At 36.1% G+C, this 15,245-nt stretch carries 19 protein-coding genes; 10 read left to right on the forward strand and 9 right to left on the reverse strand.

From position 1 onward, the window contains the following. Positions 1–115: 115 nt before the first annotated feature. Entirely contained in the window at positions 116–799 is a 684-nt protein-coding gene (locus tag EJF36_RS07275; protein ID WP_312028281.1) for an MgtC/SapB family protein, read from the reverse strand. Positions 800–968: 169 nt separating this feature from the next. On the opposite strand from EJF36_RS07275, the gene EJF36_RS07280 reads away from it, so the two are divergent. The 5 genes from EJF36_RS07280 to EJF36_RS07300 all read left to right on the forward strand — a co-directional run bounded on the left by EJF36_RS07280 (position 969) and on the right by EJF36_RS07300 (position 5,142). Beyond that, the gene (locus EJF36_RS07280; protein ID WP_143003003.1) at positions 969–1,301 is read left to right on the forward strand and encodes a metal-sensing transcriptional repressor; all 333 of its coding nucleotides are present in this window, start codon (positions 969–971) and stop codon (positions 1,299–1,301) included. Positions 1,302–1,316: 15 nt separating this feature from the next. After that, the gene (locus tag EJF36_RS07285; RefSeq protein WP_125905678.1) at positions 1,317–3,713 is read left to right on the forward strand and encodes a heavy metal translocating P-type ATPase; all 2,397 of its coding nucleotides are present in this window, start codon (positions 1,317–1,319) and stop codon (positions 3,711–3,713) included. A gap of 53 nt (positions 3,714–3,766) precedes the next feature. Further along, positions 3,767–3,973 carry a copper chaperone CopZ gene (gene copZ, locus EJF36_RS07290; protein ID WP_125905679.1) on the forward strand — a complete coding sequence of 69 codons (207 nt, stop codon included), beginning with the start codon at positions 3,767–3,769 and terminating at the stop codon, positions 3,971–3,973. Between the two features lie 89 nt (positions 3,974–4,062). Next, positions 4,063–4,668, forward strand: coding sequence for a nitrite reductase (locus tag EJF36_RS07295; protein WP_125905680.1), 606 nt, complete (start codon positions 4,063–4,065; stop codon positions 4,666–4,668). Positions 4,669–4,686: 18 nt separating this feature from the next. Beyond that, complete coding sequence (locus EJF36_RS07300) at positions 4,687–5,142, forward strand: hypothetical protein (protein WP_221760719.1); 456 nt, start codon at positions 4,687–4,689, stop codon at positions 5,140–5,142. A 19-nt stretch (positions 5,143–5,161) separates the two neighbouring features. Here the strand turns inward: EJF36_RS07300 and EJF36_RS07305 are convergent, their stop codons facing one another. Next, positions 5,162–6,202, reverse strand: a complete 1,041-nt coding sequence (locus EJF36_RS07305; protein ID WP_125905681.1) for a M42 family metallopeptidase — start codon at positions 6,200–6,202, stop codon at positions 5,162–5,164. A 160-nt stretch (positions 6,203–6,362) separates the two neighbouring features. Here EJF36_RS07305 and EJF36_RS07310 point away from each other — a divergent pair, with 160 nt between their 5' ends. Continuing rightward, a complete protein-coding gene (locus EJF36_RS07310) occupies positions 6,363–7,373 on the forward strand; it encodes an HD-GYP domain-containing protein (RefSeq protein ID WP_125905682.1) in 1,011 nt (336 codons plus the stop codon). A 64-nt stretch (positions 7,374–7,437) separates the two neighbouring features. Here the strand turns inward: EJF36_RS07310 and EJF36_RS07315 are convergent, their stop codons facing one another. Together EJF36_RS07315 and EJF36_RS07320 are read right to left on the reverse strand one after the other, a co-directional pair. After that, a complete protein-coding gene (locus EJF36_RS07315) occupies positions 7,438–7,584 on the reverse strand; it encodes a YjcZ family sporulation protein (RefSeq protein WP_125905683.1) in 147 nt (48 codons plus the stop codon). A gap of 48 nt (positions 7,585–7,632) precedes the next feature. Beyond that, positions 7,633–7,719, reverse strand: coding sequence for a YjcZ family sporulation protein (locus tag EJF36_RS07320; protein ID WP_125908303.1), 87 nt, complete (start codon positions 7,717–7,719; stop codon positions 7,633–7,635). A 207-nt stretch (positions 7,720–7,926) separates the two neighbouring features. On the opposite strand from EJF36_RS07320, the gene EJF36_RS07325 reads away from it, so the two are divergent. Together EJF36_RS07325 and EJF36_RS07330 are read left to right on the forward strand one after the other, a co-directional pair. After that, entirely contained in the window at positions 7,927–8,061 is a 135-nt protein-coding gene (locus EJF36_RS07325) for a YuzL family protein (protein ID WP_125905684.1), read from the forward strand. 106 nt (positions 8,062–8,167) lie between these two features. Then, the gene (locus EJF36_RS07330; protein ID WP_395940565.1) at positions 8,168–9,004 is read left to right on the forward strand and encodes an SDR family oxidoreductase; all 837 of its coding nucleotides are present in this window, start codon (positions 8,168–8,170) and stop codon (positions 9,002–9,004) included. A gap of 35 nt (positions 9,005–9,039) precedes the next feature. Here the strand turns inward: EJF36_RS07330 and EJF36_RS07335 are convergent, their stop codons facing one another. The 3 genes from EJF36_RS07335 to EJF36_RS07345 all read right to left on the reverse strand — a co-directional run bounded on the left by EJF36_RS07335 (position 9,040) and on the right by EJF36_RS07345 (position 12,339). Then, entirely contained in the window at positions 9,040–10,476 is a 1,437-nt protein-coding gene (locus tag EJF36_RS07335; protein ID WP_125905686.1) for a PH domain-containing protein, read from the reverse strand. Continuing rightward, positions 10,466–10,942, reverse strand: coding sequence for a PH domain-containing protein (locus tag EJF36_RS07340; RefSeq protein WP_125905687.1), 477 nt, complete (start codon positions 10,940–10,942; stop codon positions 10,466–10,468). The genes EJF36_RS07335 and EJF36_RS07340 overlap by 11 nt, the downstream gene beginning before the upstream one ends. 317 nt (positions 10,943–11,259) lie before the next feature. Beyond that, positions 11,260–12,339 (reverse strand): M42 family metallopeptidase, encoded by a 1,080-nt coding sequence (locus tag EJF36_RS07345; RefSeq protein ID WP_125905688.1) that lies wholly within the window; start codon positions 12,337–12,339, stop codon positions 11,260–11,262. A gap of 125 nt (positions 12,340–12,464) precedes the next feature. Between EJF36_RS07345 and EJF36_RS07350 the strand changes: the two genes are divergently transcribed. Further along, the gene (locus EJF36_RS07350) at positions 12,465–13,361 is read left to right on the forward strand and encodes an AEC family transporter (protein WP_125905689.1); all 897 of its coding nucleotides are present in this window, start codon (positions 12,465–12,467) and stop codon (positions 13,359–13,361) included. Between the two features lie 288 nt (positions 13,362–13,649). Here the strand turns inward: EJF36_RS07350 and EJF36_RS07355 are convergent, their stop codons facing one another. Both EJF36_RS07355 and EJF36_RS07360 read right to left on the reverse strand, forming a co-directional pair. Continuing rightward, positions 13,650–14,096, reverse strand: coding sequence for a hypothetical protein (locus tag EJF36_RS07355; RefSeq protein WP_125905690.1), 447 nt, complete (start codon positions 14,094–14,096; stop codon positions 13,650–13,652). Between the two features lie 78 nt (positions 14,097–14,174). Beyond that, a complete protein-coding gene (locus EJF36_RS07360; RefSeq protein WP_312028256.1) occupies positions 14,175–14,405 on the reverse strand; it encodes a hypothetical protein in 231 nt (76 codons plus the stop codon). Between the two features lie 107 nt (positions 14,406–14,512). On the opposite strand from EJF36_RS07360, the gene EJF36_RS07365 reads away from it, so the two are divergent. Next, positions 14,513–15,019 carry a ferritin gene (locus tag EJF36_RS07365; RefSeq protein ID WP_125905692.1) on the forward strand — a complete coding sequence of 169 codons (507 nt, stop codon included), beginning with the start codon at positions 14,513–14,515 and terminating at the stop codon, positions 15,017–15,019. Positions 15,020–15,245: the final 226 nt, after the last annotated feature.

Consider the following 15,245-nt stretch of genomic DNA (forward strand, 5'->3'; position numbering starts at 1 on the left):
GAATATACTGTGGTTGTTCTTTTTGACAATAGAGTAGTAAAGCTTTTAGCTGTTAATAAGAATCATGAATCAGAACGTCTTGTTTATCTGTCAGCACACACATCGTTAGGCTTCCTTATCCCATTTCGTCAGCTTTTACGTTTGTAACGCCTTTCATGTTTTTTATTGAAGAACAAATATCTGTCATGAATCTATTTTTATCTACATATATCACGCATTCCATTTGTTGAATTTGTTCTAACTGTTGTACGCTAACCTTTGTAATTTGCATATTATCATTTCTCATCTCATTAAAAATATTAGTTAACTCATTATCATAATTCATAGTAAGTTTAATCTTAATGGATTTGTATCGAAGTATTTTTGGTCCAACTTTACTCATAATTCTCGGTACAATTTCTACACTGAACATCATTAGTGTTAAGGCAACTACAGCCTCTATGTAAAAACCTGCTCCTGCTGCAATGCCGAGTCCACCTGAAACCCATATCATAGCTGCAGTTGTGATACCAGAGATGACATCATTATTACGGTGCAGAATAACTCCTCCACCTAGAAATCCTATTCCCGAGACTATTTGTGCTGCTAATCGTAACGGATCCATTGGCTTGCTGTATGCAACTGAATACATATCAGCACCGTGTATTGACACAATAGTAATAAGAGCACTACCGACTGTTAAGACCATAGTTGTTTTTAGCCCAGCAGGTTTCTGCCTGATTTCTCTTTCTAGCCCAATAACTGTACCCATACCAGCGGCAAACAGGAGCTTATACAGTATAGCAAGATCTATAACTATTTCTTGTCACCTCGCCCTTATATATCGCTTTTTTGTGTAATTGTCGAGTATGTATGCTAGCTTATGATGATTAATAAATTTTAACATTCTTAACAAAAATTAAAAAACAAAAAATGTTTACAAATATACTGTACAGGGGTATAGTATACATAAGAAGGGGTGAGAGTTTATGACTGATAATCAAAATAACTGCCATATTGACGTTGATGAAACACATACTTTACAAACTCCTAGATCACAACAAGAAAAACAACAATTACTTAATAGATTAAAACGTATAGAGGGGCAAGTCAGAGGTATACAAAAAATGATCGAAGAAGATCGTTATTGTGTAGATGTACTTATTCAAGTGTCAGCTATTAATGCTGCTTTAAAAAAGGTTGGATTCTCTTTATTGGAAAGACATACCCATCATTGTGTTTCGGATGCGATAAAACAAGGTGATGGGGATGCAGCGATTGATGAATTAATGAAAGTGTTTCAACAATTCTCCAAGTCATAGGTAGGAGTGGTATATATGGAAGGGCAAAAACAAATGAAAATTGGTATTACTGGTATGACATGTGCAGCATGCTCCACGCGAATAGAAAAAGTTCTTAACAAGATGGATGGTGTGAATGCCACTGTAAACTTAGCAATGGAAAACGCCTCTATTAAATTTGATCCGGATAAAGTTCAGACCGAAGATATAAAAAAGAAGATTGAAAACCTTGGATATGGTGTACAAACTGAGAAGATTGATCTGGATATATTTGGTATGACGTGTGCGGCATGCTCTACTCGGATTGAGAAAGTATTAAATAAAATGCCTGGTGTTAGTAAAGCTGCTGTTAACTTAGCGACTGAGTCAGGCACTATTGAATTCGATCAAGCCGAATTATCTATTGATGATATTATTAAAAAAGTTCAAGGGTTAGGGTATGATGCAAAAGTTAAAGCAGATCGTAAAGAGAAGGCCACACATAAGGAAGAAGAAATAAAAGCAAAGCAAATTAAATTAGCCATTTCTATTATCTTATCTCTTCCATTGCTATATTCAATGGTTGGTCATGCCCCTTGGGATCTTGGCTTACCAATGCCAGCATTCATTATGAATCCTTGGTTTCAATTTTTACTAGCAACACCTGTCCAGTTTTATATTGGATGGCAATTTTATGTAGGAGCTTATAAGGCTCTTAAAAATAAAAGTGCGAATATGGACGTTCTTGTTGCACTTGGAACATCGGCAGCGTATTTCTACAGCTTAGTTGAGGGTATACGAACAATAGGCAATCCAAACTATATGCCACATTTGTATTATGAAACTAGTGCGGTATTAATAACCCTTATTTTAGTAGGTAAATTGTTTGAAGCACTAGCAAAAGGACGTACAACGGAAGCCATATCTAAGTTATTAGGTCTTCAAGCAAAGGAAGCAACAGTGATTCGTAACGGTGAAGAAGTAAAAATTCCTATTGAACAGGTTGTTGTAGGAGACAGCATAATAGTGAAACCTGGAGAAAAAATACCTGTAGATGGTATTGTCGAGTCAGGCCAGTCAACAGTTGATGAATCAATGATAACTGGAGAATCAATTCCTGTTACAAAATCGCATGGTGACCCTGTCATTGGAGCAACCATAAATAAAAACGGAACAATTACAATGGAAGCAAAAAAGGTTGGAAAAGATACAGCGCTTGCTGGTATTATCAAAGTCGTTGAAGAAGCACAAGGCTCAAAAGCTCCTATTCAACGTATGGCTGATATTATTTCAGGCATTTTCGTTCCAATTGTGGTTGGGATTGCTATTGTTACATTCCTTGTATGGTTTTTCTTTGTTTCACCAGGGAATTTACCGAATGCTCTTGAGGTTGCCATTGCCGTACTTGTTATTGCATGTCCTTGTGCGCTTGGTCTGGCAACACCAACATCAATCATGGTTGGAACAGGTAAAGGAGCAGAAAATGGTATCTTATTCAAGGGTGGAGAGCATTTAGAAATTGCTCATAAAATAAATACAATTGTTCTTGATAAAACAGGCACAATTACAAAGGGTAAACCGGTTGTAACCGATTATCAAGCCTTAAATGATGAAGTCCTTTCTTATTTATATGCTGCTGAAAAATCATCTGAACATCCGCTTGCTGAAGCTATTGTTGAGTATGCAAAGACAGAGGGCGTTTCTAATTATGATGTAGAACGCTTTGAAGCAATACCTGGTCATGGTATAGAAGCGACTATTAATGGTAAGCGTTTCTTAGCGGGTACACGTAAATTAATGAAAGAGAACGACATTGATTATGGTCAATATGAAGAAACTCAGATTCAATATGAGAATGAAGGTAAAACTGCTATGCTACTTAGCTTGGAAAATCAATTAGTAGGAATAATTGCGGTAGCAGATACTGTTAAGGACACAGCCAAACAAGCTATTTCACAAATGCAAAAGCTTGGAATTGATGTGTACATGATTACAGGAGACAACGAACGAACTGCGCAAGCTATTGCAAAGCAGGTTGGCATTACAAATGTCTTTGCTGAAGTTTTACCAGAAGATAAGGCAAATCACGTTAAAAAGCTACAAGCATCTGGAAAGAAAGTGGCAATGGTCGGGGACGGTATTAACGATGCACCTGCACTAGCCACAGCAGATGTCGGCATTGCGATAGGTACAGGAACTGATGTTGCTATTGAAGCTGCTGATATAACGCTAATGGGTGGCGAATTAATGCTAATTCCAAAGGCTATAGATTTAAGTAGAAAAACAATGAAGAATATTCGCCAAAACTTATTTTGGGCACTCGCATACAACTCAGCTGGTATTCCAATAGCAGCTATTGGTTTATTAGCTCCATGGGTAGCAGGTGCTGCTATGGCTTTTAGTTCAGTATCTGTTGTAACCAATTCACTGCGTTTAAAACGCGTCAAGCTGTAATCTTCTCTTTATAGAGTTGATATATAAATTTTGAGATAGGAAAGGTGATTAATATGGAAAAAACAACTTTAAACGTATCAGGGATGACTTGTGGGCATTGTGAGAAAGCAGTTAAAACGGCATTATCTAATCTAGAGGGTGTCGCAAGTGTAAATGTTTCTTTACAAGCTGGTACAGTGGAAGTAGAGTATGACACAGCGAAAGTGTCTGTACAAAGCTTAAAAGACGCTGTTGAAGATCAAGGATACGATGTAGCGTAATAATTCAATTCAGATAAGCTGTCCTGTGAGCGATTCGTACAAAGCTTGTGGGACAGCTTTTTCCTTATTAATATGTGGGGGTTAACTAAATGACGACAGAGTCGAAATATACTAAGCTTGCCATTAATGGTGGTATTGGATTTGGTGCCATGTTAACAGGAAAGCAATTGAAAACAGTCATAGATTTGCTAGGTGAGGATACAGCTTTTGAGCTAACAACATTCCAACAGCTATATGTAGATGTTCGAGTAAATGAAGTAGATGAAATAAAGAGGAAGCTTGAACAAGTTGGATTTTCATGTTATCCAGTTGGGCTATATGTGAAAAGTCTACGTACTTGTAATTTTTGTCAAGGGGCTGAAGAGGAAGGTATGCCAATAGCTATTGAATTAAATCGCCGTATAGCAGGAAAACCAGTCCCGTTTCCACTTAAGCCGGCCTATACAGGTTGTCCCAATGCATGTGGGGAACCACTTGTAAATGATATCGGTGTTATTAAAAGAGGAGAAAAATACGACCTTTATATTGGTGGAAAGGCGAAAGGAAGAGATGCTAAAGTAGGTAAATTGTATAAAGAACAGCTAGAGCCTGATGAGCTATATCGAGAAGTAGAACAGCTAATCGCAAGTTATGCCGAAAATGGTAAAAAACGAGAGCATTTCTCAAAATATATTTCAAGAACAGGTATCATTTAATTTAGAAGGAGAAACGAGGTGCCAAAATTGAAAGTTATATTTAGAAATGTAGTAATTGTAGGTGTAGTATCCTTTGTACTTCACTTTATATGGGAAATTTCCCAATGTAGCATCTTTTATAATATGACAGTAGACTTTTCTAATCCCCTTATGTGGAGTGCAACATTCGGAGATATGAATATGGCAATTGTATTGTACATTATATTAGTATTTGTTAATAAGGATAGCAATTGGATTATGGTACCGTTCACAAGAATCAATATGACAATATCTATTTTATATGCTTTATTTTTAAGTTTTTACTTTGAAATTACAGCCTTAACAACTGACAGATGGGGCTATTCAGATGCTATGCCGTTGATTCCAAATACGAATATTGGAGCTGTGCCAGTTATTCAGCTATTAATTCTATTTCCAGTAGCTTTTCATATAACTAGCTTGATAATAAAAAAACAAAACAAGCAGGTGAATTAGCCTGCTTGTTTCTGTCTTCTTATATAATCTCACTTTGCACGTAAAAATATAACAGGTTATACGTGTTCTCAATAGATGAGATGTGAGTTCTCTCATTTGCGTGAGACGAGTCAATCCCTGGGCCTATTAAACCGTGGACTATATCATGACCAGACCGAATAGCAGCAGAGGCATCTGAGCCGTAATATGGATAAATATCGAGTTTATAGTCAATGTTGTTTCCCTCAGCCAACTGAACTAACTTTTTTCTCAGGCCATAATGGTAAGGTCCGCTTGCATCCTTCACACATATAGAAACAGTATACTCGTCCGTCGCTTGACCGTCACCCATCGCCCCCATATCAACAGCTAAATATTCTACTGTCTCAGGTGTTATGTTTGAGTTTCCACCATATCCGATTTCTTCATTATTTGATATCAAGAAGTGAGTCGTGTGCGGGAGCTCAAGTCTGTCTTCTTTTATTTGCTTAATCAACTGCAATAGTATTCCAACGCTTGCTTTGTCATCAAGGTGACGCGATTTTATAAAACCATTTGATAACACTTCTACGCGTGGGTCAAATGATACAAAATCACCAACTTGAATACCAAGTTTACGTGTATCTTCAGCATTATTTACAACTGCATCGACACGAACCTCGATGTTATCTTGATTGCGCTCAGCTTTTCTTGCATCTTTGTATACGTGTACGGATGCTTGATGCATAAGAATTGTCCCTGTATATGTTTGGCCTGACATTGTTTCAATTTGACAGTATTCGCCCTCAATAGAGTTGTATGTAAATCCTCCAATTAAGTCAAGCTTCAAGCGACCATTCGGTTTGATTTCTTTTACAATCGCCCCTAATGTATCAACATGAGCAGTTAACATACGATGCTGCTCATCATTTTTACCTGGTAGAGTGGCTATAAGCCCACCCTTTCGATTTCGTTTTGTTTCAACATTTAGGTTTTGTAAATATTGTTCTACAAACGTAATAACAGTATCTGTATTTCCACTAGGGCTAGGAATAGACACTAAGTCAGAAATAAGCTTTACTGTTTGTTCATGATTTATCATTGAATATCGACTCCTTTGTTACATAGTATAGCATTTATTTAACAATAATTATCTATGTAGTACTTTAGTGCGTAAAAAATGATTCAAAAAGACATTTCATAATAGTATAATTGTACTATCTCAAAAACAATAATACGATGTACTTTATGAGGAGACAGTTATGATTTATAAATCTATTGATGAACTGAAAATAGGAGATATAAACACTAAGACTATTTTTTCAAGTTCGGGAGTTCCTCTTTTAAAAGAACAAGTTGTATTAACAATAGGGATTATTTCTAAGCTTCGAAATTTAGGTGTTAAGGGTCTTTATATTTATGACGAGCGCTTTGCAAATATAAAAGTAGATGAAATGGTTTCAGATGAAACGAAAATGAATACATTGATCGGTTTATCTGATGTAGTAAGATTTCTTCATTCTAAACGAGTTGTAAATCCGCAATTTATTTTGAATCATATTGATAAAATATCTTCTGAGATAATAGTAAATCGAGAATTGTTATTGAGTCTGACTGACATACGAACCTCAGAGAACCACAGCTTTGTCCATGCTATAAATGTTGCTATAGTTTCAATTACAATAGCGATGACTTTTAATTTTACATCAAGTGAAATTAAGCAATTGGCAACAGCTGCCTTACTTCATGAATTAATAGACGTTTCCCAACCGATTAAAGGTGTGCACCTTGATGAAGATGTCCACAAGATATTAAAAAGATTTAATACAATAGATAGCAATATTCAATTTATTCATAATGAAAAAAAAGTTATAGATCAGTTTTTAGTACCTAACTCTAACACCGTTACACAATTGTCAGCGGAAATTATTGCTTTGTCTGATTATTATGACTCACTTATATCCCCGTTCTCGTTAATAGGACCTTACCTTCCACATGAATCATGTGAATTTTTAATGGGATTTTGTAACAAAGCCTTCCGGATTGACTTAGTTCAAGCCTTCTTAAAGCTCGTATCGGTTTATCCAAATGGCTACACTGTTAGATTAGAAAATGGAAAGTTAGGTATTGTATCACGACAAAATCCTAAACTTCCAATGAGACCTTTTATCCAACTGCTATCCAATTCTCATTCACTTAATGAAGCTACTGTAACAGAAGAAGTTGATTTAGCTTTAGTAACAACATTATTCATTAAACAAATAGTCAAATAGCTGGCTAGTACATAAATAAGAAGCTTGAGGAAAATCTCTCAAGCTTCTCTTTATTTATCATATTTTATGCTGCCCAGCTAGCACCAACGATGATTAAAAGAATAAATAGTACAACGATTAATGCAAAGCCGCGACCAGCACCAAAACCACTAGCGTAACCGCCGTAACCATAACCACCTACATTGTGAAAGCCACAATTGTTGTAATACATTTAGTTAAACATCTCCTTTTAAGCTTTTTTTATGGTGTTAAGTTAAACTTAGTAACCAAGTGTCGTATAACCACTTGCACCGACAATAATGAGCAGGATAAACAATACAACAATTAACGCAAATCCTGTACCCATGAATGAACACCTCCCTGCTTCATTCACTAACTATCCTATGGGCATTTAGGGCTGTCCGATTGGGCAAAAAATAAAATAGGGCGTGTGCCTATTGAATTTTTTAAAATATTACATCAAGAAACATATTAAAATGCTTTCTTCACTTCACCACAATCGGTTCATATTTACTAATTGTTAGGGGATATTACAGTATGGAGGTGATTTCAAGTGTCAGATAAAAGAAAAAAAGATGGTTCGAAAATTGGGCTAGGTTCAAGTCAAGTTGAAGGGCAAGGAACTACTACAACTGAAACAGGAAACATGAAATTAGATTCCGCTCGAAAAAAAACAAAGCGTACTTAGAAGCTCGTGCCTGTGCACGAGCTTTTTATTAATAATAAAACATCTCCATAAAAACCCATTGAATTAAGGTATAATGAAAGCAATAACTGAGAGGGGGCTTTACTCATTGAGAACTGCTATCGTAACTGGAGCTAGTAGTGGTTTTGGTCTACTAACGACCATCATGCTTGCCAAGCAAGGTTTTCATGTTGTTGCAACATATCGTAGCGATGATAAGATGAAGTATATTGAAGAGGAAAGTGAAAAAAATGGTGTTAAAAACAATGTGATCATTAAAAAGTTAGATGTGACTCATGAAGATTCTTTATTAAAGTTTAGCAACTTCATAAAGTCATTGGATAAAATTGACGTATTAGTAAATAATGCAGGAATGGCAGTTGGAGGGTTTTCAGAGGAAGTCCCATTAGCGGCATTTCGTGCTCAATTTGAAACGAATGTATTCGGTGCTATTGCTGTTACTCAGATAGTACTTCCTTATATGAGAGCGCAAAAGGCTGGACACATAATAAATGTTAGCAGTGTGAGTGGTACGGTCGGATTTCCAGGTTTATCTCCCTATGTATCATCGAAGCATGCTCTTGAGGGCTGGAGTGAAAGTCTACGACTTGAAGTGGCTTCATTTGGTATTAACGTTGTGTTGATTGAACCTGGTTCCTATAAAACTAGTATTTGGACAACAGGACGTTATGTTCCTGAAGAGGCACAGAAGGAAACATCTCCATATGCACCGATGATGAAAAAAATTGAAAGAATATTAGACAAATCAGCTTCTTCCTTTGGAGATCCTTCTGAAGTAGCCAAGCTAATTACCGATATAGCTACAAAAAATCAGAGGACTAAGCTTCGTTATCCAGTTGGTAAAGGAATTGCACAGACTGTTTGGATAAAAAAGATATTACCATGGAGTCTTTGGGAGAGAATTGTACGTAAACAAATGGGGTAAAGGAATTAAATAAACCCTCGCACGAATAGGAGGGTTTATTTTCGTGAAAACCATGTCAGTACTTCTTCAACATATGTATTATCTAGATCTACAACACGTGCTTGTTTTCCAATCGACGACTTTGACATGATAGATATTTTAACGGTAGAAAGTTGTTTTCTTTGTTGAAACTTACTTTGTTGTTTTTGTAATGATTGAATTTTTTTCTTAGGAACAATATAGGTTGTTTTACTAATTGCTCGGCTTATTGAAGTGTATAACGTATTTGAGAAACCAACCCCTGCAGCATTATATTGGGCAATCGCTAAACTATATAAGATAGGGATGATAGCTAGTGTTAACGCTCCCCATGGTCTTATGGTAATAGCAACAGGTACAAAGATAACTATAGCTGGTAAAACTAATCGGAAAATATATCGGAATTTTGAGCGCTCTGGTAAAGTGTGTATGTTTACTTGTTCACAATAATCAGGGAGTAGATCTGTTAAAAATGACTTTAATTTTTTTCGGTGAAGTAGTGGAAATAGCAGAGTTGAAAAATCCTCGCTTTTTTCCGAGACACTGCCAGCGCTTTCAACATATACGGTTACATAGCCTAAAGGTTCACGAATAATACTTTCTTGAATACGTACAGCTTGTATTTTTCTAACGGGTATTGTGATTTGTTTTTTTTCAAGTATCCCCTGTGAAATAATAAGATCATCGCCTTGCTTTTCGATGGAGAAGCCACCATATTTCAACACAGAACCTAAGATGGATAAAAGCCAAGCAATAATGAGAAAAGCAATTACAAGTCCCGTAATAATGATGGTTCCAAGGTGAACAAACTGTTCATAGGCTGTCATGTAAAAATCCTCCGGTATAAACTCATCAATTTGTGATGAGAATGCAGCCAATGCGGATAATATAACACCTATACGCCCAGATGTTGTAGCAGCTATTAAAAGATCTTTTGTTGAGAGTGTAAATCGTGTAACATCATCTATATGATTTTCATTAGGCAGCTGGTGCCCTGTATCCTTTGTTAAGTTTGCTTTGTTCATTAGAGTTGTTTGCAACTGAGATGCATCTGTTCTTGTAATTGCCGCCAGTACAACCTCTGCTTCGTGACCACCTCCAGCTGTTTCGACTTGAATTTTGACAAGGTTGAACACTCTTTGGACAATACCTTGTGATACATTAATTGATTGAATTTTTTCTCTATGAATATAACGTTTCTTTTGAATTAATACACCATACTCTACTCGTAGTTCGTCTTCCTCAATACGATATGAAAAACGATACCACCACAAAACACTAAATATAAGGAGTAGTACAATAACTAAGCCAGCCCCAAGTAAGCTGTACAGTCCAAATGAGCGATTACCTCCGAAGAAAACAAAAATAATGATAGGGAACAGTAATTCTCGCAGTAATCGAAGGAACCTTAGGGCAATGACAATCGGGTGCAGTCTCTTCTGATCATTCATCATCGGACACTCTCGCTAACTGAGAGATATGATCTCGTAGTTGATCAGCCTCTGTTAGAAGTAGGGCAGGGATCTCATGGACTGTTGCGGCTGTAGATATCGTAACAGTAGCCAAGTTATATTTCCTGAGTAAGGGACCTTGTTTAGTATCTACGTGTTGCACACGGACCATAGGGATAAGTGTCCGCTTTTGTATAAATACACCGTACATTAAATCTATCTCCTCAGCAAATACATCGTAGCGCCATCGTTTCCATTTTAGCTTAGGCATGATTACTACTGAAAGTATTGAGGTTAAAATTAGGATAAAAAAGAACGTGATGCTTATCCATAAAGGTAATGAAAAGCGGAGTGTTAGCCATAAGTATCCAACTCCGATAGCCCAAAAAAATAATATTTGAATCAGGTTTACTAACCGCCACACTTTTAAAGCGTCCTTAGCAATCATATTATTAGGAATTTGTCTCATTTTACGTTCCTCATTTGCCTCTTTTTTATTAATTTATATCACTAAAAATATATAAAGAAAACCTTTATCTTTTCTTTCATAAAAAACGAAGAAAACGAATAGCATTTTCTTCGCTCATTTGATTTATTTTTAGCCGTTTATAATTATGCTGTTGATTTCTGCAAAATTTTGCGCTTTGCTTGCCAAGTGGCTGTCATAAGCCTCCCATCCTTCGTCTTCGTGATTTGTTTCACATTACCATTTTTTCGCTGGAGTTTCACATATTTTACTATAATTTCCAATTGTTTAAAAACCGATATGCCCAATTAGGCGAGATGTTATTTTAAAAAAGATAGATTACCCCATTTGCCGTTATCAAGGACAAGTTTTTCTAAAAGCTTATAAGCATGAACAAAATCATTTAAATTTGCAACTTCTACTGGAGAGTGCGAGTATCTACGAGCTATCGTAATAGCACCAGCAAGGACACCTTCACGTTCTAGGTGAACGGCTGATACGTCAGTAGATGCACCCGACATAACAGCAAGCTGATATGGGACGTTGCTTTCATTTGCATATTTAATAAGTAGCTCTTTCTTTTGTGGCGCCATTATGTTACCACGCACAGACCCACCTGCGAGAGCTGGTATTACAGGTCCATTACCAATACCAACTGGGTACCCACTTTGTAGACTATCAGGTGTATCAGCACAAGGGATCGTATCTAACACAATCGCATAGTCAGGGTTTACTCTATATGTCGCCACCTTCGCACCTCGTAAGCCGACCTCTTCTTGGACTGTAATAACTCCCACAATGGTGCCAGAGACATCCTTTGATTGAAGTGATTTGAACAGCTCTAACAATAGAACACAGCAACTACGATTGTCTATAGCCTTACCACAAATTAAATCTTGGTTAGTAAATGTATCAATATCACTTATGTATGTGATGGGGTCACCAATTTGAATACCCATATCAAGAACATCCTGCTTATTGTTTGCTCCAACATCAACATATAATTCATAAATAGATGGAAGGCGTTTTCTTTCTTCTGGCGTTTGAAGATGCCCAGCCTTAATGCCAATAACACCAAAATGTCCATGGACGTTAACCTTTCTTCCTACAAGTAAGCTCTCAATCATTCCACCTGTTCGTTCTATTTTTAGAAATCCTCTATTATCAATATCTCTCACTACACAAGCAATTTCATCAGAGTGAGCTGAAACCATCAGTGTTGGGCCAGGCGAGATACCATGCTTATAAACATAAAGATTACCCATATGATCAACTTCTATATTATCGACATAGGGCGTGAACCATTGTACAAATTTATCTACTACCTCCATCTCCTGTCCAGGTGCCCCGGGAATTGCTGCGATCTCTCTAAGATTGAGTAGAAAATTTTCTTTTAACATTTTATCACCTCAGAATTTTATAAATATTCAATGATTACATATTGTATCATGATTCTATTAATTTCGCTTGCCGAAATTAATTTGAGTTTGTATGATTGAGAGGACTTGGTTTTAGGAGGAACATTATGAGCATTGTTTTCGGCGTTATAATGCCGGTCTTTTTAATTTTCACAGTGGGATTTATTGTACAAAAGTGGAAGCAAATGAATATTCGCTCGGTCTCTACAATAGCCGTATACATATTAACACCAGCACTTGTATTTCGAACATTTTTAGAAGCGAATTTAAATAAGCAATATTTCTTTATTACGATTTTTGCACTATGCATTTTGTTTTCTATTATTATAATAAATAAACTGTATGCTAGATGGCGAAAGCTACCTCAGGATGTGGAGAGTGGATTGATTTTATCAACGGCATTTATGAATGCAGGAAATTACGGCTCACCAATTATTTTATTTGCATACGGAGAGACTGGATTTACATTTGCCGTATCGTTCCTTGTTTTGCAATCCATAATCATGAATTTTTTCGGTGTATATTATGCAGCAAAAGGACACGCCGGGGTTAAGGATGCTATATTAGCTGTACTAAAGATGCCAGTTACATATGCATTACTTGGCGCCTTATTCTTTAATATAGCTAACGTTCCATTTCCAGAGAACATTTTTTCAGCAATCGATCTGTTAGCTGATGCTGCAATCCCAGTTGCTATGCTGATATTAGGTATGCAGTTAGCAGATTTGAATATCGGAAAAGTATTTGATTTTGAAAAAGTAGTGTATGGTGTTACAACAAGAATGGTGATATCACCCTTATTAGCTTATGTATTTGTCACAATAATGCCTTTTGAGCCTCTGCTGCAAAAGGTACTTATTGTATTAACAGCTATGCCAACGGCTGTAACTACAACGATGTACGCTCTTCACTTTAATACAAGACCGCAGCTTGTCTCAAGTATTACCCTTTGTACGACTGTATTAAGTGCTATAACCATTACATTATTGTTAATGTTTTTATGATACTGATACTGACGAGAGTAACTGGTTCTAGCGAGAGGTGAAAATTAAAGTGACATTTTAATCGGCATATTAATTGAGATGCAGTCTTTATTGGTTTCGAGCATATTTTAAAAGGATTTATTAAAAAACACTCAGATTATTTTAAAAAATCTGAGTGTTTGCTTTGCGAATTTTTTTACTATACCTGTTGCGTATTTTGCCTAATAAACAAGTCTTTGTAACTAAACGGAACTACTCGTGTTGGGTATCAGCGCCGGGTCTATTTTTTAATAATAATCGGATGCTCTATTAGTGAATATGTCGATTTAAACGTTTTGCGATTGTTGCGAAAACCGTTTGCTCTTGCTGAATTCGCTTATTCATGTATTCTAAATAGTATTCACATTTTTCCACGTATTCATGTTCCCCTTCTTCCATACAAATATCTAGGAAAATGGTAAAGTATTTTTCTAGTAAAAATACATGCTTGTACGTTAACGGTAATGTAACTCCAGCATATTCAGCATCTTGATGGCTTTGATATAGCATCAAAAATTTTGTATGATAGTTTTCTAGAATTTTATAGTCATCAATATTTTGTTTATTAGTTGTTATTGTTTCTCCTACATAATGATACATACAAGTTGCAAAATGAAACCAAAACGTAGTGTCTTCTTGAGACACCCATAAACGTGCACATTCTTCTGTTAATTTCTCTTTTGCTTCTTTGTGAGCCTCAAAATCTAGAATAATCAAGTGAATCCCCCCGCTCAAAAAATTCTTTTATCATTCTCTCATATTTATAGGGAGACGTCCTGTAGTAAATAGTACCATTCATTCACCACTAATTATGTTAGTTATTGTTGCAATTCTCTTTGCCTGTTCACTCGTTGTTGCAAGGTCAAATTTTTTTAAAGCATGAAAAAGTTCGTTTAATTGCTCTTGTTCAACTTCATCTCTTATAAAAATCAAACATTTTTCATACAGATCTTTAGGTAGAAATGGTTGTTGTTGATTTAGTTTATTTACAACATCGGTAACAGAGTGGTCTATATTGCATCCCATCAAAAACATCCTCCTTATCTGTTTAATCTCCCATATTTCTTATGAACCTATTAAGTATGTATCACATACGATATTACCGATAATTATGCGGGAAGGGAAGCGTTTATATGCAAAAAGAGGTTGAGCAGCTCATAAACCATTTAATTCATATTGAACATTTATCAACAACTTTATATTTGGCAATGTCTGCTTATTTAGGGAAGCTTAATTATACGGGTATGGCTTCGTGGCTAAAAATACAATCCGATGAGGAACGTATGCATTTACTTAGATTGATTAACTACTTAGTAGATCGAGATGGGACGGTAAAAATTAAGGCGCTAGAAGCACAACCGTCTGATTTTGGAACACCTGCAGAAACATTTGAAAAAGTTTTTGAGCATGAAAAGTTTGTGACAGACTCGTATCGACAAGCTTATCCATTTGCTCAATCTGTTGATTCTCAAACAGCAGTTATCATTCAAGATTTTCTAAGGGAACAAACGGAAGAGGTCGCGCAAGCACAAAAAATTTATAATCGTCTTAAGATTGCAGGACCAGACGGAGCGGCTATCCTGCTTATTGATCAAGAATTAGGTCAGCGACAGCCAGTGATTACTCTGGCACAGGGATAATAATACTAAGGTAACAGGGAGGCGTGTGTCTCTCTGTTTGAATTTGTGTTTGCCTTATAAGTAATCCATTCATGTATCATGTCAATCTAACGAGGGAAATTTCTTCCTTTTTATAAAAAAAGTTCTATTCACTGTTTATATAGATTAATAAGTTTTCTAGGCTTCTCTTAAGAATGTAAAAACTTTTATTTTAAATAGTTAAAAAAGTACAGCCCGTATGTTAAAT

The sequence above is a fragment of the Bacillus sp. HMF5848 genome, from assembly GCF_003944835.1.
In the GTDB taxonomy this organism is placed as follows: domain Bacteria; phylum Bacillota; class Bacilli; order Bacillales; family HMF5848; genus HMF5848.

Bases quoted from the DNA above. Each gene is read 5' to 3' on its own strand.
- EJF36_RS07280 (WP_143003003.1), top strand. From the start codon at position 969: ATGACTGATAATCAAAATAACTGCCATATTGACGTTGATGAAACACAT.
- EJF36_RS07285 (WP_125905678.1), top strand. From the start codon at position 1,317: ATGGAAGGGCAAAAACAAATGAAAATTGGTATTACTGGTATGACATGT.
- copZ (WP_125905679.1), top strand. From the start codon at position 3,767: ATGGAAAAAACAACTTTAAACGTATCAGGGATGACTTGTGGGCATTGT.
- EJF36_RS07295 (WP_125905680.1), top strand. From the start codon at position 4,063: ATGACGACAGAGTCGAAATATACTAAGCTTGCCATTAATGGTGGTATT.
- EJF36_RS07305 (WP_125905681.1), bottom strand. From the start codon at position 6,202: ATGATAAATCATGAACAAACAGTAAAGCTTATTTCTGACTTAGTGTCT.
- EJF36_RS07310 (WP_125905682.1), top strand. From the start codon at position 6,363: ATGATTTATAAATCTATTGATGAACTGAAAATAGGAGATATAAACACT.
- EJF36_RS07315 (WP_125905683.1), bottom strand. From the start codon at position 7,584: ATGTATTACAACAATTGTGGCTTTCACAATGTAGGTGGTTATGGTTAC.
- EJF36_RS07320 (WP_125908303.1), bottom strand. From the start codon at position 7,719: ATGGGTACAGGATTTGCGTTAATTGTTGTATTGTTTATCCTGCTCATT.
- EJF36_RS07335 (WP_125905686.1), bottom strand. From the start codon at position 10,476: ATGATGAATGATCAGAAGAGACTGCACCCGATTGTCATTGCCCTAAGG.
- EJF36_RS07340 (WP_125905687.1), bottom strand. From the start codon at position 10,942: ATGAGACAAATTCCTAATAATATGATTGCTAAGGACGCTTTAAAAGTG.
- EJF36_RS07345 (WP_125905688.1), bottom strand. From the start codon at position 12,339: ATGTTAAAAGAAAATTTTCTACTCAATCTTAGAGAGATCGCAGCAATT.
- EJF36_RS07350 (WP_125905689.1), top strand. From the start codon at position 12,465: ATGAGCATTGTTTTCGGCGTTATAATGCCGGTCTTTTTAATTTTCACA.
- EJF36_RS07360 (WP_312028256.1), bottom strand. From the start codon at position 14,405: ATGGGATGCAATATAGACCACTCTGTTACCGATGTTGTAAATAAACTA.
- EJF36_RS07365 (WP_125905692.1), top strand. From the start codon at position 14,513: ATGCAAAAAGAGGTTGAGCAGCTCATAAACCATTTAATTCATATTGAA.